26 protein-coding genes and 1 pseudogene are annotated in these 26,857 nt (G+C 65.9%); 7 read left to right on the top strand and 20 right to left on the bottom strand.

Annotation, left to right across the window (positions count from 1 at the left end; genetic code table 11):
- Positions 1 to 45: 45 nt before the first annotated feature.
- Complete coding sequence (locus ACFWO3_RS01740) at positions 46 to 1,383, top strand: PspC domain-containing protein (protein WP_378573059.1); 1,338 nt, start codon at positions 46 to 48, stop codon at positions 1,381 to 1,383.
- A complete protein-coding gene (locus ACFWO3_RS01735; RefSeq protein WP_378573057.1) occupies positions 1,376 to 1,645 on the top strand; it encodes a hypothetical protein in 270 nt (89 codons plus the stop codon). Before ACFWO3_RS01740 ends, ACFWO3_RS01735 begins: the two co-directional genes overlap by 8 nt.
- Before the next feature lie 11 nt (positions 1,646 to 1,656).
- On the opposite strand, the gene guaA is transcribed toward ACFWO3_RS01735, so the two are convergent.
- The 4 genes from guaA to guaB form a co-directional block, all read right to left on the bottom strand.
- On the bottom strand, positions 1,657 to 3,228 hold the full coding sequence (guaA, locus tag ACFWO3_RS01730; protein WP_378573055.1) for a glutamine-hydrolyzing GMP synthase: 1,572 nt from the start codon (positions 3,226 to 3,228) through the stop codon (positions 1,657 to 1,659).
- A gap of 41 nt (positions 3,229 to 3,269) precedes the next feature.
- Positions 3,270 to 5,018, bottom strand: a complete 1,749-nt coding sequence (locus tag ACFWO3_RS01725) for a GMC oxidoreductase (RefSeq protein ID WP_378573053.1) — start codon at positions 5,016 to 5,018, stop codon at positions 3,270 to 3,272.
- A gap of 178 nt (positions 5,019 to 5,196) precedes the next feature.
- Positions 5,197 to 6,339 carry a GuaB3 family IMP dehydrogenase-related protein gene (locus tag ACFWO3_RS01720; RefSeq protein WP_378573051.1) on the bottom strand — a complete coding sequence of 381 codons (1,143 nt, stop codon included), beginning with the start codon at positions 6,337 to 6,339 and terminating at the stop codon, positions 5,197 to 5,199.
- Between the two features lie 28 nt (positions 6,340 to 6,367).
- Positions 6,368 to 7,891, bottom strand: coding sequence for an IMP dehydrogenase (gene guaB, locus ACFWO3_RS01715; RefSeq protein WP_378573049.1), 1,524 nt, complete (start codon positions 7,889 to 7,891; stop codon positions 6,368 to 6,370).
- Positions 7,892 to 8,132: 241 nt separating this feature from the next.
- Here guaB and ACFWO3_RS01710 point away from each other — a divergent pair, with 241 nt between their 5' ends.
- Positions 8,133 to 8,537, top strand: a complete 405-nt coding sequence (locus tag ACFWO3_RS01710; RefSeq protein ID WP_378573046.1) for a DUF5319 domain-containing protein — start codon at positions 8,133 to 8,135, stop codon at positions 8,535 to 8,537.
- A gap of 94 nt (positions 8,538 to 8,631) precedes the next feature.
- Here ACFWO3_RS01710 and ACFWO3_RS01705 read toward each other — a convergent pair whose 3' ends face one another.
- The 5 genes and pseudogenes from ACFWO3_RS01705 to ACFWO3_RS01685 all read right to left on the bottom strand — a co-directional run.
- Positions 8,632 to 9,645: an anti-sigma-D factor RsdA gene (locus ACFWO3_RS01705; RefSeq protein ID WP_378573044.1), complete on the bottom strand. Its 1,014-nt coding sequence runs from the start codon at positions 9,643 to 9,645 to the stop codon at positions 8,632 to 8,634.
- Entirely contained in the window at positions 9,638 to 10,216 is a 579-nt protein-coding gene (locus ACFWO3_RS01700; protein WP_378573042.1) for a sigma-70 family RNA polymerase sigma factor, read from the bottom strand. The genes ACFWO3_RS01705 and ACFWO3_RS01700 overlap by 8 nt, the downstream gene beginning before the upstream one ends.
- 146 nt (positions 10,217 to 10,362) lie before the next feature.
- Positions 10,363 to 11,187, bottom strand: a complete 825-nt coding sequence (locus ACFWO3_RS01695; RefSeq protein WP_378573040.1) for a hypothetical protein — start codon at positions 11,185 to 11,187, stop codon at positions 10,363 to 10,365.
- A 29-nt stretch (positions 11,188 to 11,216) separates the two neighbouring features.
- On the bottom strand, positions 11,217 to 11,792 hold the full coding sequence (locus tag ACFWO3_RS01690) for a transcriptional regulator (RefSeq protein ID WP_378574065.1): 576 nt from the start codon (positions 11,790 to 11,792) through the stop codon (positions 11,217 to 11,219).
- Between the two features lie 90 nt (positions 11,793 to 11,882).
- Positions 11,883 to 12,098, bottom strand: a pseudogene (locus ACFWO3_RS01685) (MerR family transcriptional regulator); the annotation flags it as partial.
- 297 nt (positions 12,099 to 12,395) lie between these two features.
- Between ACFWO3_RS01685 and ACFWO3_RS01680 the strand changes: the two are divergent.
- Positions 12,396 to 12,689, top strand: coding sequence for a WhiB family transcriptional regulator (locus ACFWO3_RS01680; protein ID WP_378573038.1), 294 nt, complete (start codon positions 12,396 to 12,398; stop codon positions 12,687 to 12,689).
- A gap of 69 nt (positions 12,690 to 12,758) precedes the next feature.
- Here ACFWO3_RS01680 and groL read toward each other — a convergent pair whose 3' ends face one another.
- Both groL and groES read right to left on the bottom strand, forming a co-directional pair.
- Positions 12,759 to 14,369 carry a chaperonin GroEL gene (gene groL, locus ACFWO3_RS01675; protein WP_378573036.1) on the bottom strand — a complete coding sequence of 537 codons (1,611 nt, stop codon included), beginning with the start codon at positions 14,367 to 14,369 and terminating at the stop codon, positions 12,759 to 12,761.
- A gap of 110 nt (positions 14,370 to 14,479) precedes the next feature.
- A complete protein-coding gene (gene groES / locus ACFWO3_RS01670) occupies positions 14,480 to 14,779 on the bottom strand; it encodes a co-chaperone GroES (RefSeq protein ID WP_003940763.1) in 300 nt (99 codons plus the stop codon).
- Positions 14,780 to 15,350: 571 nt separating this feature from the next.
- Here groES and ACFWO3_RS01665 point away from each other — a divergent pair.
- Entirely contained in the window at positions 15,351 to 16,901 is a 1,551-nt protein-coding gene (locus ACFWO3_RS01665) for an Hsp70 family protein (protein WP_378573034.1), read from the top strand.
- A gap of 10 nt (positions 16,902 to 16,911) precedes the next feature.
- Here ACFWO3_RS01665 and tsaD read toward each other — a convergent pair whose 3' ends face one another.
- Genes tsaD through ACFWO3_RS01630 form a run of 7 tightly spaced genes read right to left on the bottom strand, consistent with a single transcriptional unit; the run spans position 16,912 to position 23,344 of the window.
- Positions 16,912 to 17,946, bottom strand: a complete 1,035-nt coding sequence (gene tsaD, locus ACFWO3_RS01660) for a tRNA (adenosine(37)-N6)-threonylcarbamoyltransferase complex transferase subunit TsaD (RefSeq protein WP_378573032.1) — start codon at positions 17,944 to 17,946, stop codon at positions 16,912 to 16,914.
- Positions 17,943 to 18,419, bottom strand: coding sequence for a ribosomal protein S18-alanine N-acetyltransferase (gene rimI / locus ACFWO3_RS01655; RefSeq protein WP_378573030.1), 477 nt, complete (start codon positions 18,417 to 18,419; stop codon positions 17,943 to 17,945). The genes tsaD and rimI overlap by 4 nt, the downstream gene beginning before the upstream one ends.
- Positions 18,416 to 19,060 (bottom strand): tRNA (adenosine(37)-N6)-threonylcarbamoyltransferase complex dimerization subunit type 1 TsaB, encoded by a 645-nt coding sequence (gene tsaB / locus ACFWO3_RS01650; RefSeq protein ID WP_378573027.1) that lies wholly within the window; start codon positions 19,058 to 19,060, stop codon positions 18,416 to 18,418. The genes rimI and tsaB overlap by 4 nt, the downstream gene beginning before the upstream one ends.
- 49 nt (positions 19,061 to 19,109) lie before the next feature.
- Entirely contained in the window at positions 19,110 to 19,598 is a 489-nt protein-coding gene (gene tsaE, locus ACFWO3_RS01645) for a tRNA (adenosine(37)-N6)-threonylcarbamoyltransferase complex ATPase subunit type 1 TsaE (protein ID WP_378573025.1), read from the bottom strand.
- Complete coding sequence (locus ACFWO3_RS01640) at positions 19,588 to 20,661, bottom strand: alpha/beta fold hydrolase (protein ID WP_378573022.1); 1,074 nt, start codon at positions 20,659 to 20,661, stop codon at positions 19,588 to 19,590. Before ACFWO3_RS01640 ends, tsaE begins: the two co-directional genes overlap by 11 nt.
- The gene (gene alr / locus ACFWO3_RS01635) at positions 20,658 to 21,854 is read right to left on the bottom strand and encodes an alanine racemase (RefSeq protein WP_378573020.1); all 1,197 of its coding nucleotides are present in this window, start codon (positions 21,852 to 21,854) and stop codon (positions 20,658 to 20,660) included. Before alr ends, ACFWO3_RS01640 begins: the two co-directional genes overlap by 4 nt.
- Positions 21,851 to 23,344 carry an NAD(P)H-hydrate dehydratase gene (locus ACFWO3_RS01630; protein WP_378573953.1) on the bottom strand — a complete coding sequence of 498 codons (1,494 nt, stop codon included), beginning with the start codon at positions 23,342 to 23,344 and terminating at the stop codon, positions 21,851 to 21,853. Before ACFWO3_RS01630 ends, alr begins: the two co-directional genes overlap by 4 nt.
- Positions 23,345 to 23,404: 60 nt before the next feature.
- Here ACFWO3_RS01630 and ACFWO3_RS01625 point away from each other — a divergent pair, with 60 nt between their 5' ends.
- Complete coding sequence (locus ACFWO3_RS01625; RefSeq protein ID WP_378573018.1) at positions 23,405 to 23,800, top strand: cupredoxin domain-containing protein; 396 nt, start codon at positions 23,405 to 23,407, stop codon at positions 23,798 to 23,800.
- 12 nt (positions 23,801 to 23,812) lie between these two features.
- Here the strand turns inward: ACFWO3_RS01625 and glmS are convergent, their stop codons facing one another.
- Complete coding sequence (gene glmS / locus ACFWO3_RS01620) at positions 23,813 to 25,675, bottom strand: glutamine--fructose-6-phosphate transaminase (isomerizing) (RefSeq protein WP_378573016.1); 1,863 nt, start codon at positions 25,673 to 25,675, stop codon at positions 23,813 to 23,815.
- A gap of 122 nt (positions 25,676 to 25,797) precedes the next feature.
- Here glmS and ACFWO3_RS01615 point away from each other — a divergent pair, with 122 nt between their 5' ends.
- A complete protein-coding gene (locus ACFWO3_RS01615; RefSeq protein WP_378573014.1) occupies positions 25,798 to 26,643 on the top strand; it encodes a dienelactone hydrolase family protein in 846 nt (281 codons plus the stop codon).
- Positions 26,644 to 26,647: 4 nt separating this feature from the next.
- Here ACFWO3_RS01615 and ACFWO3_RS01610 read toward each other — a convergent pair whose 3' ends face one another.
- Positions 26,648 to 26,857, bottom strand: a complete 210-nt coding sequence (locus ACFWO3_RS01610; protein WP_378573012.1) for a hypothetical protein — start codon at positions 26,855 to 26,857, stop codon at positions 26,648 to 26,650.

The raw sequence follows: 26,857 nt of genomic DNA, 5'->3' as shown, positions 1-26,857 counted from the left end.
TTGTTCCCGATGGTCGGGCGCCCACGGCTCGACCAATATGGATTCATGACCAATCGGAGCTTCCAGGACCAGATCGGCGACCTGTGGCAGACCCGGCCGGTACGTCTCCCACGCATCGGGCACGTCGCGGGCCTCTGCTCGGGAATCGGATACCGCTACAACGTGGACCCGGTCCTGGTGCGTGTCGCCTTCGTCGTGTCGACCCTCTTCGGTGGCGCGGGCATCCTCCTGTATCTCGCCGGATGGTTGGTCCTCACCCGATCCGGTGACGTCGCGTCCGCCACGGAATCGATGCTGGGGCGCGGTCGCAGCTCCGAGTCCGGCACCAAAACGGTCGTGCTGCTCGTCGCCTTGGCCATCGCTGTGAGCACGATCGGCCCGTTCGGCGTGGGCATGGGCGGCTCCGGCCTGATCAGTCTTCTCTTCATGCTCGCCGGTCTCTGGTTCCTGTACCAACGAACTCCGGTCCCCCCACCATTGCCCGCCCCGACATACCCGGTCGGTGCGGTCCCCGGATCTCGTTACACACCCGGCCCTTTCACTCAGTCCGGCCCTACCGTGCCGCAGGCCTACGGACCGTACACGAAGCTCCCCGACTCGTACGTGCCGTCCGAAAAGCCCGCTCCGGCGCCCAAGCAGGACCCGATGGCCCCCACGCCCGCACCGCAGTCGTACGCCGATCGGACGCAGCCCACCACCGTGACAACCCAGCCGACCCAACCCGCTCCGCCCGCATGGGATCCGTTGGGCGTGGCCCCGTTCGCCTGGGATCTCCCGGAACCCGCGCCGACCGCGCCGACGCCCGACGCCCCCGAGCGCACCCGCTCTCGTGTGACGCCTACCTTCATCGGGCTGGCAATTCTCGCGGCAGCGGCCGGAGCCGCTGTTGCAGTTCTCACCGGTTCCGACTGGCTCACACCAGGTCGCATCGCTGCGCTGGCACTCGCGACCATCGGTGCGGGGCTCCTCATCGGCGGACTGACCCGACGCGGGTACGGGTTACTCGTCGCCGCCGGCCCACTGGCGGGGTTCGTAGTACTCGCATCGATGGTCGGACCACTCGACTTCGAGAACGTGGGCGAAAAGCAGTGGGCACCGGTCGCCGCAGACCAACTCCAGTCCGAGTACAACGCCAACCTCGGTTCGTTCCAGCTGGACCTCACCGGCCTCGAACTCACCGAGGACACCGCGGTCGACATCACCAATCGGCTCGGTGAGTTCATCGTCGTGGTTCCACCCGAGATGCGAGTACAAACCGACTGCACGACCGTCATGGCCGAGTCCATCTGTCTACCGGACGGTGTGACAGGGTCCGGAGACGGTCCGGTCCTGACGATCGACGTGGACAACCAGTTCGGATCCGTGGAGGTGCGCCGTGGCTGACAACAAGACTCGACACGAAGCCGACGACAGTAACGACAACGTACGGGCAGACGGCACGAGCGGAGATCGGCGTCGCCCCTCGGTGCTGCTGATTCTCTCGGGAATTGTGGCACTGATCATCAGTGCCTGGGCACTCGCCGGCCCGTTCGGCCTCACGCCACTGGGCGCGGACGCCGTTCGATGGATATTCGTCGGCGGTGCAGTGGTGATCGGAGCGGTTCTCGTACTGTCACCGAACTGGCGCAAGAAGAAGCAGGACTGACTCCCGCCGGCTCACTCCCACTCGATGGTGCCCGGCGGCTTGCTCGTCACGTCGAGCACCACTCGGTTGACGTCGTGCACCTCGTTGGTGATGCGGGTGGAGATCCGCTCGAGAACCTCGTACGGCAACCGGGTCCAGTCCGCGGTCATCGCGTCCTCGCTCGAGACGGGGCGCAGAACGATGGGGTGACCGTACGTGCGGCCGTCGCCCTGCACGCCGACGCTGCGGACATCGGCGAGAAGCACCACCGGGCACTGCCAGATCTGACCGTCAAGGCCGGCTGCCGTGAGCTCTTCGCGGGCAATCGAATCGGCGTGGCGGAGGATGTCGAGACGCTCCTGGGTGACCTCACCGATGATGCGGATGCCCAGACCGGGGCCGGGGAACGGCTGGCGCCCCACGATCTCCTCCGGCAGGCCGAGTTCGCGTCCAACGGCACGAACCTCGTCCTTGAACAGCAGCCGCAACGGCTCGACGAGCTCGAACTGCAAATCCTCGGGGAGCCCGCCGACGTTGTGGTGACTCTTGATGTTCGCCGTTCCGGTGCCGCCACCGGACTCGACGACGTCCGGATACAACGTGCCCTGCACCAGGAAATCGACGGTTTCTCCGTGCGCGGCATTCTCTCCGAGCACATCGCTGACAGCGCCTTCGAAGCTTCGAATGAACTCGCGTCCGATGATCTTGCGCTTCGTTTCGGGATCGGAGACACCGGCAAGTTCGCCGAGGAAGGTGTCAGCCGCGTCCACCGTGATCAGCCGCGCGCCCGTTGCCGCCACGAAATCCTGCTCGACCTGTGCACGCTCACCCGCGCGCATCAGGCCGTGATCGACGAAGACACACGTCAATCGGTCACCGATTGCCCGCTGTACCAGGGCAGCAGCCACGGCAGAGTCGACGCCTCCGGACAGCCCGCAGATCGCCTTGCCGTCGCCGACCTGCTCGCGCACCTTCTCGACCAGCGCGTCCGCGATGTTCGCGGCCGTCCACGCGGGCTGAATGCCGGCGACCTCGTGCAGGAACCTACTGAGCACCTGCTGGCCGTGCGGCGAGTGCAAAACCTCGGGGTGGTACTGCACACCGGCAAGACGGCGAGCGCGATCCTCGAACGCGGCGACGGGTGCACCCTCGCTGGTCGCGGTCACCTCGAAGCCCTCCGGCGCCGCCGTGACGGCATCGCCGTGGCTCATCCACACCGGCTGCGTCTCGGGGAGGCCACCGTGCAGAAGGCCGCCACTCACCGTCAGATCGGTGCGCCCGTACTCACGGGTGCCCGTGTGCGACACGGTCCCACCGAGCGCACCTGCCATCGCCTGGAAGCCATAGCAGATACCGAAGACCGGGATGTCGTGGTCGAACAGCGCCGCGTCGAGTTGCGGCGCACCGTCCGCGTACACGCTCGACGGACCGCCCGAAAGGACTATCGCGAGCGGCTTCCGCGAGACGATCTCTTCGACGGACGCAGTGTGCGGAACGACCTCGGAATAGACGTTCGCTTCGCGGACCCGTCGCGCGATCAGCTGGGCGTACTGCGCTCCGAAGTCGATGACGAGGACAGGGCGCTGCTCTTCGATATCTGACACCGGATCAGTCTAACGGGACGCGAATCGACCCTCCGACGCCACTAGGCGACGCCGTGCTCGTCCTTCTCCCGCTCCTGCGTGCCGCCAGTGATCTGCACGATCGGCAACACCAGCGCGCCCGGAGCACTCTCCGGGACCACGGGATTCTTCGGAGCGGTCGGCTGGACTCTCCGATACCGCTCACCCTGTGACGGACGCTGATCGTCCTCACCCTTGTTGGGCCACAGCGACGCCGCACGCTCGGCCTGCGCCGAAATCGTCAGCGATGGGTTCACACCGAGGTTGGCCGATACGGCAGCGCCGTCCACCACGCTCAGCGTCGGATAGTTGTGAACACGGTGGTACGGATCGATCACGCCTTCCGATGCGTCCGCGCTGATCGCGCAACCACCGAGGAAGTGCGCGGTCAGCGGGATGTTGAAGACATCACCCCACGAGCCGCCGGCGAGGCCGTCGATCTTCTTTGCGATGCGGCGAGTGGCTTCGTTGCCCGCAGGAATCCAGGTGGGGTTCGGTTGGCCGTGCCCCTGCTTGCTCGTCACCGTGCGGCGCCCGAGCAAGCCCTTTTTGGTGTATGTGGTGATCGAGTTGTCCAGGTTCTGCATGACGAGTGCAATGATGGTCCGCTCGCTCCAACGACGTGGATGCAGGGCCAGAAGCTGCGAGGGATCCCGCTTGACCTCGCGAAGCAACTTTCGCCACCGTGGAGTGTCTCCGCCACCGTCCGTGATCAACGTCTGGAGCAGGGCCATTGCGTTGGACCCCTTGCCGTAACGCACCGGCTCGATGTGCGTGTCCGAGGACGGGTGAAACGAGGACGTGATGGCCACACCCTTCGTGAGGTCGAGCTTCGGGTCGACCTTCTTCTTCGCGGCACCGAGAAGCGACTCCGAGTTGGTGCGGGTGAGCACACCCAACCGGTCGGACAGCTTAGGGAGTGCGCCGGTGTCCTTGAGGTGGAACAGCAGATGCTGCGTGCCCCAGGTGCCCGCCGCCAGCACCACGTTGGCTGCGGTGTAGGTCTTGCGTCCGCGGCTCTTGAGGGGCCCGGTGCGCCGGGTGAACACATCCCACGTTCCGTCCGGCGCCTCACGCAAGCCGCTGACCGTCGTCATCGGGATGACTTCGGCGCCTGCATTCTCAGCGAGACCGAGATAGTTCTTGAGCAAGGTGTTCTTGGCCCCGTGGCGGCAACCGGTCATACACTCACCGCATTCGATGCACCCCGTGCGGTCGGGGCCGGCACCGCCGAAGTACGGGTCGGCGACAGTCTTTCCGGGTTCCCCGAAGAACACACCGACCGGTGTCCTGATGAACGTGTCACCGACACCCATATCCTCGGCGACGGACTTGATGATCCCGTCCGCCGGGGTCATGTGTGGGTTCTGAACCACACCCAACATCTTCCGGGCCTGCTCGTAGTACGGGCTCAGTTCGTCGTACCAGTCGGTGATGTGCGCCCACTGACGGTCCTCGAAGAACGGCGTCGGCGGCTTGTAGAGGGTGTTCGCGTAGTTGAGCGAACCACCGCCGACCCCTGCACCGGCAAGGATCATGCAGTCGCGCAGCAGGTGCACACGCTGAATGCCGAAGAATCCCAGGTTGGGCGCCCACAGGAAGTTCTTGAGATCCCAACTGGTTTTGGCGAAGTCCGTGTCCGCGAATCGCCGACCGGCCTCGAGGATGCCTACCTTGTACCCCTTCTCGACCAGCCGCAGAGCAGTCACGCTGCCCCCGAATCCGGATCCGACGATCAACACGTCGTAATCCGTCGCCCGCTTCGTGCTCATGTCGGGATACCTCCACCAATCGACCGGAACCTACTCGTGAGTATGCACCCCCCTTCTTGTGACCACTGCCACAAGGGTCGCCTAAGTGTAACGAGCGGTTGCATACACAAATAGAAAGGCGCCGTACCAGCATATTCGTGCTGGTACGGCGTTCGAGTCCGAACAGGCCGAGTTCGTATCAGGCGCGGACGGTCAGACCGACCTTCTGGAACTCCTTCAGATCCGAATATCCGGCCTTCGCCATGGACCGTCGAAGGCCACCCACGAAATTGAGCGAACCGAACGGGTCGTCGGAAGGACCGACCAGTACCCGGTCGAGGCTGGGCCGATCCTCACCGAACGACACCGGAAGCAGAGCACCACGCGGAACCGAAGGATGCGCCACGGCCGAGGGCCAGTACCAACCGCCACCCGGAGCTTCGGCAGCAACCGAGAGAGGGGCACCCAGTACCGCGGCGTCTGCGCCGCACGCGATGGCCTTCGCCAGGTCACCCGAAGATGCGATGTCGCCGTCGGCGATCACGTGGACATACCGGCCACCCGTCTCGTCGAGGTAGTCACGACGAGCCGCTGCCGCATCCGCGATGGCCGTCGCCATCGGAACCCCGATCCCCAGAACCTCACCGGTCGTCGTGGCACCGGCGGTCGATCCGTAACCGACGATGACGCCCGCCGCACCGGTCCGCATGAGATGCAGAGCCGTGCGGTGATCGCTCACTCCCCCGGCCACGACCGGAACGTCGAGTTCGGAGATGAACGTCTTGAGGTTGAGCGGTTCACTGTCGCCGTGCGCCACGTGCTCGGCCGAGATGATAGTGCCGTGCACCACCAGCAGATCGATACCCGCCTTGATCAGATCCGGTGCGAGCGCACGCGCGTTCTGCGGGCTCACCCGAACTGCGGTCGTCACGCCTGCATCACGCACCTGCGTGACGGCAGCCGCGAGCAGCCCGGGCTGCAGAGGCGCGGAATGGAGTTCCTGAAGCAGCTTGACCGGCGCATCCGAATCGGCGTCGGTCTCGGCTAGCTCGACGACCTGCGCGAGCTTGGCCTCCACATCGGGGTGACGTCCCCACAAGCCTTCGCCGTTGATGACACCGAGACCACCGCGGCGACCGAGCTCGATCGCAAACTCCGGCGACACCAGCGCATCCGTCGGATGTGCAAGGACAGGGATGTCGAAACGGTAGGCGTCGAGTTGCCAGGCGGTGGACACTTCCTTCGAGGAGCGAGTGCGCCTCGAAGGAACGATGTCCACGTCGTCCAGCTCGTAGGTACGTCGGGCCGTGCGGCCCATGCCGATCTCAACGAGGTCGCGCACGCGCGCCCCTTTCTCGTGACAGGTGTGACTAGCGGGCGGTGTAGTTCGGAGCCTCGACGGTCATCGTGATGTCGTGCGGGTGACTCTCCTTGAGGCCCGCCGCCGTGATCTGCACGAACTGTGCGTCCTGCAGTTCCTCGATGGTGGTGGCACCGGTGTACCCCATGGCGGCACGCAGACCGCCGGTGAGTTGATGAGTGACCTGGGCGAGCGGTCCGCGGTACGACACCCGGCCTTCGATGCCCTCCGGCACGAGCTTGTCCTCGGACAACACGTCGTCCTGGAAGTACCGATCCTTGGAGTAGGACTTCGCGGAACCACGAGTCTGCATGGCACCGAGCGATCCCATGCCGCGGTAGCTTTTGTACTGCTTGCCGTTCAACAGAATGAGTTCGCCGGGCGATTCGGCAGTACCTGCGAGCAGCGAGCCGAGCATGGCCGTGGATGCACCCGCGGCCAGCGCCTTGGCGATGTCGCCGGAGAACTGGAGCCCGCCGTCGGCGATGACGGGAATCCCGTGCGGCTTGGCAGCGGCCGATGCCTCGAGAATCGCAGTGACCTGGGGTGCGCCCACACCGGCCACGACGCGCGTGGTGCAGATCGATCCGGGGCCCACACCGACCTTCACGGCATCGACGCCGGCCTCGATGAGTGCGGCAGCACCCTGACGAGTTGCGACGTTGCCACCGATGATCTGTACGCGCTCGTCGACCTCGGCCTTGAGCTTCGCGATCATCTCGAGAACACCCGCAGAGTGTCCGTGAGCACTGTCCACGACCAAGACGTCCACGCCCGCGTCGGTCAGCGCCATCGCACGCGTCCACGCTTCGTCACCGGCACCGACCGCGGCTCCCACCAGAAGTCGGCCGTCGCGGTCCTTGGTGGCGTCCGGGTGCTGCTCTGTCTTCACGAAGTCCTTGACGGTGATCAAACCCGTGAGCTTGCCCTGGCCGTCGACGATGGGCAGTTTCTCGATCTTGTGGCGACGCAGAAGTCCGAGCGCCACCTCTGCCGTCACACCCTCCTGAGCTGTGACCAGCGGCGACTTCGTCATGACCTCGGACACGGGGCGGTTCATGTCCACCTCGAACCGCATGTCGCGGTTGGTGATGACGCCGACCAGCTGGCCCGCCGGATCCGTCACGGGCAGGCCCGAGATGCGGAATCGCGCACACTTCGCATCGACCTCGGCCAACGTGTCCGAAGGCGCACAGGTGACCGGATCGGTGACCATGCCGGCCTCGGAGCGCTTGACGGTCTCGACCTGCGCGGCCTGAGCGTCGCTGGAGAGGTTGCGGTGCAACACACCCATGCCGCCGGCGCGCGCCATCGCGATGGCCATCCGCGACTCGGTGACGGTGTCCATCGCCGAACTGACCAACGGCACACGAAGCCGAATATCGCGAGTCAATTGACTCGACGTGTCCACCTGGCCTGGAATGACGTTCGATGCTGCCGGCAGGAGCAGGACGTCGTCGTACGTCAGACCGAGCATGGCGACCTTGTTGGGGTCGTCACCACCGGTGGGTACCTGCCCTGTGGAGCTAGTCATGCGGTTCGGGCCCTCCAGATAAAAGGTGAATGCAACTGAGTTCGGTGGCGGCGGTTTCTTTCGGTTCACCTTAGTTCCCCGAATACGCGGCCCACTCGTGTAACAAGGCTCGCGCGGGACGAGATGTTCCCGGCACCGGGTTCCATGGTATCGGCCACGGTCACGCAGTCGTCACACCACCCACGCTGCACGTACGTCGAACAGCTGGCGCAGACCGGCACCACCTGCGTACCGTGGTGCTGTGCGTGATCAACTGCCTCCCGGTCTGCCCCCGGACCCCTTCGCCGGCGACCCCGCCGACCCGTCCGCAGCCCTCGACGCCATCGAACCGGGCCAGCCACTCGATCCCCATGAGCGACTCGCTGTGGAGGAAGACCTGGCCGACCTCGCCGTCTACGAAGCCCTGCTCGCCCACCGAGGTGTTCGTGGCCTCGTCGTCTGCTGCGAAGACTGCCAGCAGGACCACTACCACGACTGGGACATGCTCCGAGCCAACCTGTTGCAGCTCCTCGTCGACGGCACCGTCCGCCCGCACGAGCCGGCCTACGACCCGGTTCCCGAAGCCTACGTGACCTGGGACTACTGCCGCGGATACGCAGATGCATCCATGAACGACGCCCTGCACGGTGACGGATTCGAATCCTGACCCCTGCGCCTGAAGAGCGCACCGACACGAACGAAGTTGTGGCCCGACACTCGAAGGTGTCGGGCCACAACTCTGTGGTTCGTACCCGCCTTCGTCAGCCACCAGGGGTGGAAGGCGACTCCGTCGTGGTCGACGGCGGGTTCAAACGCTTCGTTTCCGGCGGTGTGGTGTCGTCCGGAACCGGCCGCAGCATCACGGTGGGGTCGACAGGCTTCGTCGACGGGTCCGTGCTCGGATCTGTCGTCGAGGGATCCGTCGACGGATCGGTGGTCGTGGACTGATCCGGCGCCTGCTGCTGAATCGGCGGTGGCGGCAGAATCGGCGGTATCTGCAGGTCCGGCGGAATGAGATCTGGCCACGGCGACGGAATGGTGCCGGGCGGCACGGTTCCCGGATCCTGCGTCCCGGGAACGGTCGGATCCGTCGACGACGGCGGCGGTTGGTTCGTGGTGCCCGGAGCCGGCGGCACAGCCGTACCCGGTACGACGGGCTGCAGCTTCTCCAGCTCGGTAGCAAGCCTGGCGTGCCACTGCTCCAGCTCGCCGCGCGCTCCCGCGTCACGAACATCACCGGATCGTGCCGACGCTGTCTCGAGCATCGCCCGAGCCTGATCCGTGTCACCGCTCGAGATCAGCCTCTCGGCCTCCTCGAGCTGCGATGTGGTTTCGATCTGAGCCACGGTGGAGTCGGCCTGTTGGGTGAAGACCACCTGTTTGACGTTCCACAGCGGGTCACCCGGCTGTGCGTTGTACGAGAAGATCGTGGCACCGCCCATCACGACGGCGACGGCAGCCGCTGCCCCGGCGATGGGACGGAGCAGCCGCATGCGGCTGCGCGTGGTCGCGGTCCGGTTCGACTTTTCGATCGCAGCGACGACTTCGTCCAGTTGCGGACCCTTCGGCATCGGGGTCGAGACGATGCCCGAACGCCAGTCGGCCAGCAGCAACGCCAGCTCGTACTGCTCCGGGGTCTCCGTTGCAACATGGCCGTCACCGGCGAGCGCCTCGATGAATGCATCGTCACGGCGAACCGCAGCAACATCAACCGGGGTGTCGTCTCCGGGGAGATCGGCACGGGGATTGCCGTCTCGCCTGTTCCCCTTAGCCATATCTCTCACCTGCTCTCGCGACTTCTTTCTTGAGTTTCGCGATGGCTCGGTGTTGAGCCACGCGTACAGCGCCCGCGGTACTGCCGACGGCGACCGCTGTCTCCTCCGCCGACATTCCGACCACCAGCCGGAGTATGAGAATCTCCCGGTGCTTTTCCGGAAGCGTGCCCAACAGACTGTTCATCTGTCGGCCTGCTTCCGAGTCGAGCGCCCGCTGCTCTGGTCCGTCATCTGCGGCGATGACATCAGGTACGTCGGCCATCGGCTCCGACTTGTTACGTGCGGAGTTTCGATGTGCGTCGGCAACCTTGTGTGCGGCGATCCCGTAGACGAAAGCCATGAAGGGCCGACCCTGGTCCTGGTAACGCGGAAGGGCAGTCATCACAGCTAGGCACACCTCCTGCGCCACGTCGTCTGCCGAGAGTTGACCTCTCTCCGCAGCACCGACTCTGGCTCTGCAGTAACGCACAACCAGAGGTCGAATATTTTCCAGGACCCGAGCTAAAGCGGCCCGATCGCCCTGCGTTGCCGCAGCGACAGCGGAGTCCAACTCCTCGCTCGTGTTAGTCATCGTCAGTGAATATCCTGGCGTTACAGTGGCACCCCCCATGGGTGTGCTCCCGCACTCAGCGGAACCTGTTCAGAATAACGGTCCGAGTGGTCCGGTCCGCGTCCGCATCGCCCACGATTCCTGAATTGAACACGTAACCAGGTGTTTCAGGCGTTGAATCGTCCGCCGCGTTGCTCGATCAGCAACTTGCAGGCATCCCGTTCCAACTCGAATGAAGAGTCGGACGTCACACCACACAGCAGCATGCTTGCCGCCCACTTCAACGGCACGAGTCCGTGCATATCGGACCGCAACAGCACATCGTGGGCAATCCGCACCGCTTCCGCCGAATTGGGCTGTCCGGTGGCAGCGGCTGCACGGAGCAGGTCCGACTTCACCCGGTGCCGGATCGAATCGGAACGGTCCGCAATCGACGATGCGGCCCGGGCGTGGCGGACGGCCGCCTCGAAGTCCCCTCCGGCAAGTGACAGCTCGGCGGCAACCCAGTTCAGCCGAACGTGGGCGCGCCACAGCACGTCCGCACCCACCCCGTCGTCGTAGATCGACAGATCGTGCCCAGTCCGGTCCAGCAACCGCCACCCGAGCGCGAGACGTCCGCAGCCGAGCGCATCTGCCGCAAGACCGGTGGTCGCGTCGCAGCGCGCCGACGCCACGGCGACCGGATCGTTCACGTGCACCGGAGACAACAGAGCCAACGCGCGGCCGTCCAGCCCCGAGGCCGACCGATGCCAGCCGGTCTGACGAAGCAGGGATGCGCGAGTACTCCAGGCCTGCGAGGCGACGGGTCCTGTCCTCTGCTCACGAAGAAGGTCGGCCAACATCGCGTTCGCGGCCGCGTACCGTCCCTGGCCTCCCAACGCCACCGCGCACAACCACCGATCTCGGGGATATACGGAAGCGGGCACGGGAAAGACCTCCGGGCTGTCACCGAAGGCGACGGCCTCTGGACCGAGTGATGGAGTACGCGACACTCCGAGATCTTCGCACCGGACCGTAACGGTCAGCGCGGCCGCCTGCCGGACCTGCGGGCCAACGCGACCACCGTCGCGACAGCTTCCGGCAGCGTCCCGCACGCGTGCACCGAACCGGGCAGCGATTCCGGCACGGAGCTCGACCCACCCACCACGAACGTCAGCCCTCGAACGCGTCGCTTCAGCGCACCGATCACCGCCATCGGATCGGCATTCGCGTCCTCGATCCACAACACCACCACATCCGGCAGTTCCGCCGCGATCACAGCCGTCCGGGCTCGTCGGTCGAGTGCGGTGACCAGGCGGGTGTTCACGCCCTCGGTAGCGAGCGCAGCGGCAAGTGCTCGGCACTCGATTCCGCACGGGCCCGGTCCCGGCACGGCGACCACCACCGCGCGAAGCCCTGCACCGACCGGCGCGTCGACGAGAAGTGTCGACAGCATTCCCGTGGCATGTTCCGAGAAGGCCTTCTTCATTCCTTCTCCATACGCGCCCGCCGTCGCGGGCCCGCCCACCGTCGTCCACATACCGACCACGCCGCCCTCCGCAACGGCTTTCGCGAACAACGGGCGAATCGACAACGACGCTATTTGGATGGAGTTCACCGAAATGTCTTCGAACGTACACTCGGCACTTTTGTGTCCACCCTCTGACGAATGTGTGGCGATCGTGTTAATCGCATGCTTCGCAGCCTCTGCGTGATTCGCGCCCGCCGCCAATGCGCGCTGCATGCATTCGAGCCGAATCACGTCACGCGGGGTGTATCTCCGATGACTTCCGCGGTTGTGAACGGACGGCCCCATCCCGTACCTACGATCCCAGGTGCGCAGCGTGGACGGCGCCACTCCGAGCCTTCTGGCCAGCGCAGATACCGACAGCGTGGGACCGGGCGACGACGAAGCACCAGGCACGGAACTAGGCACCTCGGGCCACTGGGTCACCGCATCATGGTGACCCAGACACCGCACTTCTTCAACGCGAACAGCAATCACGAAACCGCAGAAAAGTAAATATTTTCGCGGTTAATTTTCGTCTTTCAGGATATGGAGATCACCACACTGAACAACTGTTGACGCGATTTCCGGGCGCAACATACGGTGAAGCCGGTGAACGATTCACGTATCGAACCGGGAACCATCCCTCGGTAGAAACACGCTCACGGTCCGCCGCTCGCCGGCCCGAGGCGAGCGTGCAGCAAAGGAGTCGACATGCCTGCACCCAACACCCTGCCCGGACCCAATGCCGATATCTGGGATTGGCAGATGCACGGCCTGTGCCGCGGAGTCGACTCGTCGATGTTCTTCCATCCGGACGGCGAACGTGGCCGCGCCCGAGCCCAGCGTGAGACTCGCGCGAAAGAAATGTGCCGCCGGTGCCCCGTCCTCGCGCAATGCCGCAGCCACGCCCTCGCGGTCTCGGAACCGTACGGAATCTGGGGTGGCATGTCCGAAACCGAACGCGAATCGCATGCCCGCGTGCGGCGTGGTCGTATCGCCAGCTGATCCCCGCTATCACGAAGAACCCCCGCACGACTTCGGTCGTGCGGGGGTTCTTCGTGAACAAGGAGCGAGTCAGTGGCTGTGGCCGTGACCCGTCTTTTCTTCGTCTTCTTCCGGCTTCTCGACGACCGCGCTCTCTGTGGTGAGAACCATGCGCGCCACCGAGGCGGCATTCACCACGGCGGAGTGCGTGACCTTGACCGGGTCGACGACGCCGTCGGCGAGCAGATCGCCGTATTCGAGGGTCGCGGCGTTGAATCCGTGCCCCTTGGGCAGCTCGGCGACCTTGCTGGTCACGACCGAACCGTCGAGTCCCGCGTTGCTGGCGATCCAGTGCAGCGGAGCCTTGAGCGCTTCACGGACGACGGCGACACCGGTAGCAGCATCGCCGGTGAGGCCGAGTCCGTCGGCCAGCTCGGTGCTCGCCTGAACGAGAGCCGAACCGCCGCCGGGCACGATGCCCTCGGCAACCGCAGCCTTCGCCGCGTTGACGGCGTCCTCGACACGGAACTTGCGTTCCTTGAGGTCCGTCTCGGTGGCAGCACCCACGCGAATGACTGCGACACCGCCGGCGAGCTTCGCGAGACGCTCCTCGAGCTTCTCACGATCCCAGTCGGAGTCGGTGTTCTCGATCTCACGACGCAACTGGCCGACACGCACCTCGATGTCGGCGTCGGTGCCCGCACCGTCGACGATGGTCGTCTCGTCCTTGCTGACGACGACCCGACGTGCGCTTCCGAGCAGATCCAGACCTGCATCCTTCAGCGTCAGACCGGCATCCGAGGTGATGACCGTGCCGCCCGTGACGACCGCGAGGTCGTCGAGGAATGCCTTGCGGCGGTCACCGAAGAACGGCGCCTTGACCGCAACGGCCTTGATCGTCTTGCGGATGGAGTTCACGACCAGGGTCGACAGAACTTCACCTTCGACGTCCTCGGCGATGACGAGGAGCGGCTTTCCGGATTCCGCAACCTTCTCGAGCAGCGGCAGAAAGTCGGGCAGCGACGTGATCTTCTCGCGGAACAGGAGGATGTGTACGTCTTCGTACACGGCCTTCTGTGCGTCGATATCGGTCACGAAGTAGGGCGAGAGGAAGCCCTTGTCGAACTGGACTCCCTCTGTGATGACCAACTCGGTGGCAAGGGTGGAAGATTCCTCCACCGTCACGACACCGTCGGTCCCGACCTTGGTCAGGGCCTCGCCCACCATCTCGCCGACTTCCTCGTCACGCGAGGACACGGTCGCGACCTGGGAGATCGATTTCTTGCCCTCGACCGGAGTGGCTGCGGCGAGGAGCGCCTCGACGACCTTCTCCGATGCCGCTGCGATGCCCTCACCGAGTGCGATGGGGTTGGCTCCGGCCGCGATGTTCTTCAGTCCACCACGCACGAGGGCCTGCGCCAGCACAGTTGCGGTGGTCGTGCCGTCGCCGGCAACGTCGTTCGTCTTGGTGGCAACGCTCTTCACGAGCTGAGCACCGAGGTTCTCGAACGGATCCTCGACCTCGATCTCGCGTGCGATGCTCACACCGTCGTTGGTGACCGTCGGTCCACCGAATGCCTTGGACAGGACCACGTGTCGACCACGCGGCCCCAACGTCACCTTGACGGCGTCGGCAAGCTGGTCGACTCCACGTTCGAGTGCACGGCGTGCGGTCTCGTTGAACTCAATTTGCTTCGACATGTGTTTCCGTCTTCTCCTGCAGGATCGGTAAGCACGATCTCGGGCTTACGCGCGTGAACGCACTCCGCCCCGGAATCCTGTGCGGGACACCGGGGCGGATCACGTATGGCTTACTTGGAGACGACAGCCAGCACGTCACGTGCCGACAGGATCAGGTATTCCTGGCCGGCGTACTTGATCTCGGTTCCGCCGTACTTGGAGTAGATGACGGTGTCACCCTCCTTGACGTCGACCGGGATGCGGTTGCCCTGCTCGTTGACGCGGCCTTCGCCGACTGCGACGACGGTGCCCTCCTGGGGCTTCTCCTTGGCCGTGTCGGGGATGACCAGGCCGGAAGCCGTCGTCGTCTCAGCCTCGTTGGCCTGGACGAGGATCTTGTCCTCGAGCGGCTTGATGTTGACGCTCGCCACGATGAGCCCTCCACTTTGGGGTGTTCGGTCCGAGTCGTTCTCGGACTGCTGTTTGAGTGTTCGGTATACGGCACCCCACACAGCTCCGCCGTCGCGGGTGCCGGAGCTCGAGCGGCGCCACTTGGCACTCTATACGTGAGAGTGCCAACGCTCAAGGTCGGCGGGGTCAACCACAACCGGGAGCCGCCCGCATGCGATGCCATGAACAAATGAGAGTCGTGGATCACATTGAATGTCGACAAGTGATTCGAACCTCGTTCGATCGAATTGCCGCTCTACGTCACACGCATGCCAATTCGAATCGAATCTTCGAGACGACCCCGAGGGCAAACTACGACTCGAGACCTAATTCCGCTCTCTCGACCGGCGTGCCGAAATTCGATTCTATCCGGTAACCATGCAGGTAACGCTGCACGCGAAGCACAAATATGGCGGATTCATAAGGTAATGGAGGCGCGAAATGGCACAAGATTCTGTAACGTTCAGGTAACAGCACCCGATTTACGGGACACGTATCGCTGCGACGAATGCGCACGACCGGTAAGTGCACACAGAAGTGAGGAGGTGAGCGATGAAGATTTCCCTCGGGATGGCGGCAGGTTCGGCCGGCGTCGGCTCAGCGCTCCTCACTCGCCACAGCAACGGGGCCCAGGAAGTCGAGTACCGCTACCTGTCGGCCGACCAGGCGAACACCGACACAGGCGACCTCGTGCGGTCGTCGATCGCGTTGATGACCACGCAGGTACCCACCAACCCCACCACGCCCGATGCCCTGGCCGTGGCCTACCGCACCGAAGAGCAGCGTGCGGCAATCGCCAGCGCTCTCACGCGTGGACCCAACAAGGTCCACATGGTCCCCGAGGCCGATGCGACCCTGGCATACCTGCGGCACACGGGTGAGATCGCTCAATACACCACGGTCGCGATCGTCGACATCGGAGCATCCGGAACCACCGTGTCCGTCGTCGACCAGGTCGACGGCACCATGATCCATTCGAAGCGAAGCAAGGCCGTGAACGGCAACGCGGTCGACGACCTGGTGTACGAACACGTCTCCGCTGCATTGCTGCCGTCGACCCGGCGACACATCGACGAACGCAGCCTTCGCGCCCGCTGCCGCGGGATCAAGGAGCAACTGTCGGTCGACTCGACGTCGGTGGTCGACATCGATCACGCGAACGTCGGACCGGTGGAAATCACCTTCGACGAGTTCGCGAACATCATCTCGCCGGTTCTGCGCGATCTCGCCGATTTCGTGCGCACCACGGCCATCGATTCGCCACGTCACCCCCAGGCGATCGCACTGATCGGCGGTGGCGCGTGCATTCCTGCTGTGGCCGCCGCCATGCAGGATGCTTTCGACACCCGCGTGGTCACACTGTCCGAACCGGACACCGCCACCGCGACCGGTGCGGCCCTGCTCGCCACAACCGCTGCTGCCGCCGCGTATCCGGTGGTCGGCGCGGGAGAAGCAGCGGGCCGCACTTCCACGACGAAGGTCACCGGTGCACTACTCGGTGCGCTCGTCGTGGGCGGATTGGTGCTGGGCTACGGCGTGCGCGAGTTGGCACCCTCTGCGGATCCGGACGTCTCCCCTGCCAGCACCGACGTCGTTCGCACGACGACCGATGCGAACCCGGAAACCAGTCGAGCAACCGACATTCCGTCACACGACCCGGTCCCGGCTCGCGGAGAATCGAACGTGATCGTGACGACGACGATCATCCCGAATCCCAGTCGGTCGCAAGCGGCGGAGCCCGTGCCGACGACCCAGGACTTCACGACAACCGAAGAGCCGACCACCACGACGGACGCACCCACGACCACGACGACGACACCCGGGACTACGCCACCGTCGTCGCAGAACCCGAGCACGCCGGGCCCCGACCCGACGCAGCCGTCGTGGCCCCATATCGAATGGCCGGACATCCCCACGTTCTGGCCGCAGCCGCCGGCGCAGAACAACACGACGCCCAACGGTGCACCGGCACCGAACCCGCAGAACGATCCGGAAGGATTCGCACCTGGTCAGGTTCCCCCGTCGTCCGGTCAGGACCAGCCTGCCGAGAGCGAGCAGAGCACCGGCGTCACGACGACGACACTGCCGCCGCCCGCCGGATAGTCGGCAGAACTCAGCCGACCTGGCTGACAGCGACGGACAACCCGGGATCACTGCCCGCAGTCAACGGCGACGGCTCGGCGCCACCCGCGATGAGGTGGGCACCGAGGGCTGCGATCATCACACCGTTGTCGGTGCACAGACGAGGCTTGGGAACCCGAAGCGTCAACCCTGCCTTCGCGCATCGCTCCTCTGCGAGTGCCCTGATTCGGGAGTTCGCCGTCGCACCGCCGCCGAGCACGAGCGTGTCGACACCGACGTCGGATGCTGCACGCACGGCCTTCATCGTGAGCACATCGGCGACCGACTCCTGGAATGCGGCGGCTACGTCGGGAATCGACACGGTTTCACCATTGCGCTCGGCCGACTCGACGTGGCGCGCCACCGCGGTCTTCAGACCGGAGAACGAGAAGTCGTGGCGTGAGTCGCGTGGCCCCGTCATGCCTCGTGGGAAGGTGATCGCCGTGGCGTCCCCCTCCTGCGCTGCCGCGTCGAGTGCCGGTCCGCCGGGGAACCCGAGACCGAGCAGTCGAGCGACCTTGTCGAAGGCTTCACCGGCCGCATCGTCGACGGTGGTGCCGAGTTCCACGATCGGTTTCGCGAGATCTTCGACGTGCAGCAGATGGGTGTGCCCGCCCGACACCAGGAGTGCCACGCACGGCGGCATCGGACCGTGTTCGAGCGTGTCCACCGCAACATGGCCACCGAGGTGGTTGACGGCGTAGAACGGCACGTTCCATGCCGCCGCATACGCTTTGGCCGCCGCCACTCCGACCAACAGTGCGCCGGCGAGCCCCGGCCCGATGGTCACGGCGAGTGCGTCCGGCTTCTCGATGCCGGCCGCGGCGAGGGCGCGACGCATGGTGGGCACGATCGCTTCCAGATGCGCGCGGGAAGCGACCTCGGGGACCACACCGCCGTATCGCGCGTGCTGGTCGACGCTCGATGCGACCTCGTCGGCGAGGAGAGTGCACGTGCCGTCGTCGTTCCAGCGGACGACACCGACCCCCGTCTCGTCGCAAGAACTCTCGATACCCATGACGATCACGATCGGTCCTCCTGCGTCCCCGGGCGTCGCATCGTGAATGCATCCGCACCACTGGGTTGGTAGTACTGCTTTCTGGTTCCCACGATCTCGAACCCTTCGCGGTGATACAGGGCGATGGCAGCGGTGTTGTCCGTCCGTACCTCGAGAAAGACCGGGCCGCCTCGCGCATCCGCGATGCCGAGAAGCTCACCCAACAATGCTCCTCCGACGCCCCGACGGTGGATCGCCGGGTCCGCCCCGATCGTGTGGATCTCCGTCTCCGGGTGAGAGTCGTTACCCAGCAACGCGATCCCACCGTAGGCCACCACACGATCGTTCTCGTCTCGTGCGACGAGGTACCTGATGTGCGGTGCTGCTATTTCGCCACGGAACGCCTCGGCGCTCCACGGTCCGTCACCAGCGAACAGAATGCTCTCGAGTTCGGCACACCGGTCGGCATCGGCCGGTGTCATCGGAACCATCCGAAAGGTCATTTCTTCCGATCCGCGAGCGCGACGGCGTCCGGTCGGCGTAGATACAGCGGCACGAGCGGCTCCGGCTCGGCGCCGGCCAGCAATGCCGCGCGGGCCACCGTGGCCAGGCCTTCCGGAGACGGTGTTTCCACGGGCTCGACCGACAGATCGAAGAAGTCCACGTGCGATGCCGAGCCGGCGATGAACTCCGACGGCGCCGATTCGAGATCGGTCGGCTTGACCACACCTGGCCCTTCCACCCGCGCACCCCGGGAATAGCGAGCCCAGTACACCTCACGGCGACGCGCATCGGTCACGACCAGAAGATCCCGGTCGCCGCCGACCTGCCCGGCGATGGCATCGAGGCTGCACACACCGTGCACCGGAAGTCCGAGGGCATCCGCGAAAGCCGCCGCGGTGGCCATGCCCACCCGCAAACCGGTGAACGGACCGGGGCCGACACCCACGACCACTGCGTCGAGATCCACCGGTGCGGCGTCGATATCGCCGAGGCAGTCCATGATCCGAGGGGTGAGCACCTCCGCGTGCGCCCGGGCATCGACGGTGACACGTGTCGCAAGGGCTCGCACGGAATCGGGCGACACGTCGACCACACCGGCGGTGACGGCGGGTGTGGAAGTGTCGATAGCGAGAACAAGCACGGTATCCGAGACTACCGCCGTCGAGGTAGCGCTCTACGCCCGGACCCCTTCACGAAACCCACTCCCACCGGGCACTACGCACATCGGAGTCCGGTTGGCGTTGCAGCGAGATACGCAGGTGCCGATCGGCCAACTGCTCGACGAGCCCCTCACCCCACTCCACGACGACCACCGCCGACGCCAGATCCGTGTCGAGATCGAGCGCATCCAGTTCGTCCAGTGCGTGCGGACCACTGCCACCCAGCCGGTACGCGTCCACGTGCACCATTCCGACTGCCGGTCCCCCGTCCGGTCGGCTACCGGGCTGATGTGTCCTGGCGATGACGAAGGTCGGCGACGTCACCCGACCCGTCACACCGAGGCCCGCCCCGATACCGCGGCTCAGCGCCGTCTTACCTGCCCCGAGCGGGCCCGCGAGAACCACGAGATCGCCCGCCGACAGCGAGCCCGCGAGCCTACGGCCGAACGCCTCGGTGTCCTCGACGGTGCCGAGGACGACTTCTCCGGTGGGCGGAAATGTCGTCGGGTCAACCGACATCGCGTCTTCCTTCCTCGTTCGTCGGCCGCACACGACGCATCAGCCGATCCACCGCGTCGGTGACGACGTCCGGGAACTCCAACTGCACGAGGTGACCGGCACCCGGTACCCGCACGAGTTCCGATCCGGGCAGACCCTCCGCCAGTTCACGTGAGCTCCCGAACGGAATGACCATGTCGTCGTCTCCGCAGATCACCACCGCCGGCGTGTGCGCCAGCACCGGCAATGCCGTCGACTCGTCGTGCAGTTCCAGCGTCCGCAGAAAGTTCACCACCGTCACCACCGACGTCGCGTCCAGCATCGACGCCGAGAAGCGGTACACAGCGGGACTCACATCGGTGCCGAACGACGCGGCCCGAAGCACCGGTTTGATCAGTGCGCGCACCATTGCGCGCATCGACTGAATGAGCTCGGGAGACGTTCGTACGGCGAATCGAAAAGCGTCGACCACCGGGTTCTGCAGGTTCCGGGCCACACCGCTCTCGGCAAGACCCGCGGCGGTCGTCGACACCAGCCCGACACCGGCGACCCGCGTCGACACGATGATCGGGTACCGACGGGCGAACGCGAGGATCGACATGCCACCCATCGAATGCCCGACGAGCACGAGCGGACCCGTCACGGCCTTCGCCCGGACGACGGCGGCCAGATCCTCGCCCAACTGTCCGATGGTGCACGACGACTTCTCCGGCATTCCCGACGCGCCGTGTCCGCGCTGGTCGTAGAACACCATCCGGACGTCCGAGCCCCAACGCTCCTCCAGATCGCGGCGTTGAAAGTGCCACGACCGCGACTCCAGGCAAAAGCCGTGGACGAAGACTGCCGTCACGGGAGCGTCGTCGGGGCCGACCTCTCGGACCACGAGCGGTGTTCCGTCGTCCGACCGGACCACGCTGCGTCGGTCCCGGTACATCGCCGTGAAGTCCTCGCTCCGGGCATTGCGCCGCCTCCGGTCGCCACGAGACCTGGTCGCGCTCCGCCACACGGTCGTGCCGGTCACGGCTCCGAGTGCCGCCGCGCTGGCCGCGCCGCCGATCAGTACACGGCGAGCCGAGAGGCTCACGTCTCCTGCTTCGCGTCGACGTAAGTGCGCACCGTTCGACCCCGCACACCCGTGACCACCTCGTAGTGAATGGTCTCGAGCTTGTCCGCCCATTCCTGGGCATGCGGCTCCCCCAGATCGCCGTTGCCGAAGAACACTGCCGTGTCACCTTCCCGAACGCCGCCGCCGTCGGGCCCGAGGTCCACCACGACCTGATCCATGCACACCCGCCCCACGCCCGGGCGCCTGTCGTCGCCGAGCTGAACCTCGAAGCGTCCACTCAAGATCCGCGGCAGCCCGTCGGCGTACCCGAACGGCAACAATGCGACCGTCGTGTCCCGCGGGGCGATCCACTGGTGCCCGTACGAGACACCTTCACCCGCAGCGACCTTCTTCACGAGTGCCACTCTGGTTCGCAGAGTCATCGCCGGACGCAATCCGAACTCGCCCTGCTCGGGGACGGGCGACAACCCGTATACGGCGATCCCGGGGCGGACCATGTCGAAGCGCAAATCCGGGCGGGTCAACGTGGCCGCCGAGTTCGACAGGTGAACCACCTCGGGCGCCATTCCGGCCCGCTTCACATCTGCGACCGCACCGGCAAGGCGCTCGGATTGAGAATCGATCACCGCGTGGTGTGGTTCGTCAGCGTGCGCCAGATGCGAGAACACCCCGCGCAGACGCACGGCCCCTTCCGCCTGTGCCCTCCCGATTCCGGCGACGACGTCGGCCCATTCCGTGGGCGACACCCCGTTTCGGTTGAGGCCGGTGTCGACCTTCACGGTGATCGTTGCTGTGGTCCCGACTTCACGAGCTGCCGCAACGACGGCTTCCAAGTGCCGCGGCGAGCAGATTCCCAGTTCCACGCCGGCCTCGATCGCAGGACCGAAATCGGCGTCCACCATGTGCAACCAGGCCAGCACGGGCGCCTCGATGTCGGCGGCCCGCAACTCCAATGCTTCGGCCAGGGTCGTGACGCCCAATTCGCGGGCTCCCGCGTTCAGGGCCGTCTTCGCCACGCGAACCGCGCCGTGGTTGTAGCCGTCCGCCTTGACCACCGCCATCACGGCGGCATCGCCCGCGTGCTCTCGAAGAACCCGCACGTTGTGCTCGATCGCGGCAAGGTCGACCACGGCTTCCGCCTGCGGCGACGTCCGAGTTTCGGCGTGCGGCCGAGGCAGGTGTCCCGACGGGACGGGTCGAGCAAGCATCATTGTTCCGATCCTGCCACTGCGAGACCGAGAACCCCCTGTTCGGGTCCCGGTGCCGCACGAAGAATTCGAATCGACTCCCTGACCTGCGACAACAGGACACCTGCCGACACGGGAGCCGTCCCTCGACCTGCAGTCAGGTCGAGACCCCCGCCATGCGCTGCCACGTTCGCAGCCAACGCGTGGGCCCTCGCGCCCATCCCCGCCGCCTTCAGCGGGTCGACTCCGGCCGACATCAATGCGCCGATGATGCCGGAAAGTACGTCGCCCGCTCCGGCCGTCGATGCCCACGACCCGCCCGCGTCGTTGGCCAGGGTTCGACCGTACGGGTCCGCGATCACCGTCGAATGCCCCTTCAGCAATACGGTGACGCCCCAGGACCCCGCCAGTTCCCGAACGGCGGCGACCCGATCTGCGGCCGGATCCGTTCCCGTCAATCTCGCGAACTCGCCGGCGTGCGGTGTCAGCACGGTCGGTGCGGTTCGACGACGAACGATCTCGGGTGACCCGGCAACCAGTGTCAGCGCGTCGGCGTCGAGCAACACCGGAACGGGTGCCGCCAGCAACGACTGAACGATGCTGTCCGCATCCGGATCGGTGCCGATCCCCGGCCCCACGACCCATGCCTGCACTCGGCCGGCCTTGTCGTGGTCGTCGGTGGCAATCACCTCGGGATATTTCGCCAGTACCTCGGGCCCACAGGGACCGGCGTAGCGCACCATTCCCGAGGTGGCAGCAACTGCGGCTCCGGTACACAGGACTCCCGCCCCGGGATAACCGGCACTTCCCGCAACGACGCCGACGACCCCTTGTGAATACTTGTCGTCCGCCGTGCCCGGTGTCGGCCAGGCAGCACCGACGTCCGCCGCATCGAGCGCCGCGAGTTCGGACTCGCCCGGCAGCAAGCCGATGTCGATCAGTTTCACTCGGCCACAATTCGCCGGCGCGAGGACGTGAACCGGCTTCAGCGCCCCGAAGGCGACCGTCACGGTTGCGGTGACCGCGGGACCGACGACTGCGCCCGTGTTCGGGTCCACCCCACTGGGGAGATCCGCCGCGACGATCGGTGCACGCACGGTCCCTACCAGTTCGGCGGCGTCCGGACGCAGGGCTCCGTGCCCCGAGATGCCGACGATGCCGTCGATCACAAGGTCCGGGTTTCCCACCTCGGACACCACTCGGCCACCGGCGCTGCGAAGCGCGGCGAGGCCCTCCGAATGCGCCCGGTCGGGGGCCAGCAGAACCGCCCGAACCGCCACACCGCGACGCCGGAGCAGGGCACCGGCCCACAGGGCGTCGCCACCGTTGTCACCCGAACCGGCCACCACGGTGACCGAGCGTCCGACCACACCACCGGTCAGGCTCTTCAGTTCGCCGGCAACCACTTGGGCGAGCCCGTACGCGGCACGTCGCATCAGCGTTCCATCCGGCAGAGCCGCCATCAGCGGCGCCTCGGCAGCACGCACCTCGTCCGACGTGTAATAGCAGCGCATCTCGCTCCCTTCCCCCGTCGACGCTCGGGCGGACATCGCCGTCAGACTACGCTCGCAACCATGCACAACGGGCGCACCAGCACGATCCACACCCACCCGAGAAGAACGCGGATCCAGGCGAGCGCCGGGGCCGTGGCTCTCACGTTCGCCGCCCTCGCCGGGTGCTCATCGGACGAAGACCCGTCCGCGGCCGCACCGACCGGACCGGTCGTGGAGGTCTCCGGCATGGCCTACTCCCCCGCCACCCTCACCATCGACGCAGGCGAGACCGTGACCTGGGAGTTCGACGACCGAGGAATCGCACACGACGTGGTGGGCACCGGCAATGCCGCGACCGAGTTGCGGAGCACGCTCATGAGCACGGGAACGTTCACGCACACGTTCACCGACCCCGGCACGTACGACTACACGTGCTCGCTGCACCCGGACATGCACGGCACCATCGTCGTCCGATGACGCCGTGCCGCTCTACTCGACCGTGACCGACTTCGCCAGATTGCGCGGCTTGTCGACGTCGTAACCCCGAGACTGCGCAACCTCCGCCGCGAACACCTGCAACGGAACCGTCGACAGCAACGGCTGAAGCAACGTCGGCGCGGCCGGAATCTCGATGAGGTGATCGGCGAACGGCCGCACGGCCTCGTCGCCCTCTTCCGCGATGACGACCGTGCGCGCTCCACGAGCCTGAATCTCTCGAATGTTGCTGAGCAGCTTCGAGTGTAGGACCGCACGACCCTTCGGCGACGGCATCACGACGATCACTGGCAAACCGTCCTCGATGAGGGCGATCGGTCCGTGCTTGAGCTCACCCGCGGCGAAGCCCTCGGCATGCATGTACGCGAGTTCCTTGAGCTTGAGCGCACCCTCGAGTGACACGGGGTAACCCACGTGCCTGCCGAGGAACAGCACCGTGCTCGACGAGGACAGTTCGCGAGCCAATTCGCGCACCGGCTCCACGGTCTCGAGCACCCGCCTCACCAGCTCCGGCATGGCCTCGAGATCCGCGTACTCGCGAGCTACCTCGTCCGGGTACTTGGTGCCACGAGCCTGCGCCAAGGCAAGGCCGACCAGGTAGTTCGCCGTGACCTGCGCGAGAAACGCCTTGGTCGAGGCGACACCGATCTCCGGACCGGCCCGCGTGTAGAGGACCGCGTCGGCCTCACGCGGGATCTGCGCGCCGTTGGTATTGCACACGGCCAGGACACGCGCCTTCTGGTCCTTCGCGTGACGGACGGCCTCGAGCGTGTCTGCGGTCTCCCCCGACTGGGAGATGGCGACGACCAGCGTCGAGCGATCGAGAACCGGGTCGCGGTAGCGGAACTCGCTGGCCAGTTCAACCTCGACGGGCAGTCGCGTCCAGTGCTCGATGGCGTACTTCGCGAGCAGGCCCGAGTGGTAGGCGCTACCGCACGCGATGACGAACACCTTGTCGACGTCGCGTAGCTCCTGATCCGACAGACGCTGCTCGTCCAGGACGATCTTGCCGTCGGCGAAGTGCCCGAGGAGGGTGTCGGCGACCGCGACCGGCTGCTCCTCGATCTCCTTGAGCATGAAGTAATCGTGTCCGCCCTTCTCGGCGGCCGCGAGGTCCCAGTCGATACGGAAAGGACGCCCCTGCGCCTCGGAACCATCGAAGTCGAGGATCTGGTATCCGCCGGCCGTGATGATCACGACCTGGTCCTGACCGAGCTCCACGGCATCGCGGGTGTGCTCGATGAACGCGGCGACATCGGATCCGAGGAAGGTTTCGTCCTCACCGACACCGACCACCAGTGGAGTCGAACGACGAGCCGCCACGATGGTGTCCGGATGATCGGCATGGGTGAAGACCAGGGTGAATGCGCCCTCGAGGCGCCGCAGCACGCTCAGTGCACTCTCCACGAAGTCACCGGCCGTCGGCCCGGACGCGTACGCACGGGAGACGAGGTGCACGGCGACCTCGGTGTCGGTGTCACTGTGCAGATCGACACCGTCGTTCTCGAGTTCGGCGCGCAGCGGCGCGAAGTTCTCGATGATGCCGTTGTGGACGACCGCCACCGATCCCGCGGAATCGCGATGCGGGTGCGCGTTGCGGTCGGTGGGACGACCGTGAGTCGCCCAACGGGTGTGACCGATCCCCGTGGTACCCACGAACTTGTCCGTGCCCACCTCCGCGAGTTCGGCTTCCAGATTGGACAGGCGCCCGGCCTTACGCTCGACGGCCATGCTCCCTTTGCCGTCGAGGACTGCGACTCCGGCGGAATCGTAGCCGCGGTATTCCATCCTTCTGAGCGCTTCGACCACCACGGGCAATGCCTGCCGGTGACCGACGTATCCCACGATTCCGCACATGGTTCAACAGGTTACTTGGATCGGCCTGCCATGCGAACTCCGACGGTGCACAGCGCGCATCCCGACCAGCTTCGTGCGTGCCCTTCCTCACGCTCTACGGCAAATCGGTTAACGTCTTGGACGTGGCTCCGAAACTGAAGTCCCTCGCCCGCGCTCTCTCGAAGCGCGGCCCGCACCGTGTGTTGCGCGGAAACCTGGCCATCGCCGGACAGCCCGGCGTGGTGTACACCCCCGAATCGGGCTTCAATCTGCCCGCGGTGGCCTTTGCGCACGGGTGGATGAACGGCGCCGGTCACTACGCCAAGACGCTCGAGCACCTCGCGTCCTGGGGCATCATCGTTGCCGCACCCGACAGTGAACGGGGCCCCGTACCTTCCCACCTCGGTCTCGCAACCGATCTGCAGTCCGCTCTCGACATCTGCCTCGGCGTGCGCCTCGGCCCGGGGCAGCTGAGTGTGCAGGCCGATCGTGTGGCGTTCGTCGGCCACGGCATGGGCGCGGGAGCCGCGGTGCTCGCCGCCGCGCAGCGTGACGTCAGAGCCGTTGCCGCGCTGTTCCCGGCTCCCACCGCCCCCAAGGCGGAAAAGTACGCCCCCAACGTCTCCGCACCGTCGCTCATCCTTGCCGGTGAACAGGACATCGACTCGATGAGCTGCAATGCCACGGCCCTCGCAACCGAATGGGGTGGCGACGCGATCCTTCGCACCGTGGACGGCGCATCGTCCTCCGGACTCATCGAGGGACGCCGCCTGCTCGGCGCCGTCGGTGTGGCAAGTGCGGAACACAAGACGCAAACCACCACGCGTGCACTTCTCACGGGCTTCCTCCTGAACGTGCTCACCGAGGACAAGACGTACAGTGCGTTCGCGGAGGCAGATTCGGACATCCCGCGCAGCACGGTGGTGGACCCGTTCGATCACGACACCGAGCCGGGTTCGGAACTCACCACCCCGCTTCCCCAGGACTGATCCGTCAGACCAGCCAGGTGGCCGGCCGGTAGTCCGGTGCCTCGTCCTGGTCGGGTGGATACGACGAGCGAGTGAGTGCCTGGTCGACGGCCGGATTCGCACCGGCGAGGTCCTCGGAGAGTTGCCGGGCCTCGGCCAGCCGTTCGCGGAATCGTTCGAGGTCCGCATCCATGAGCGCCCTGAGCTCACGCAACCTCTCCGCACCGGACGTCAC

This window comes from Rhodococcus sp. NPDC058521, from assembly GCF_042719695.1.
Taxonomy (GTDB): domain Bacteria; phylum Actinomycetota; class Actinomycetes; order Mycobacteriales; family Mycobacteriaceae; genus Rhodococcus_F.
Note: the sequence above shows the minus strand (reverse complement) of the source record. Positions and strands in the feature narration are given on the sequence as shown.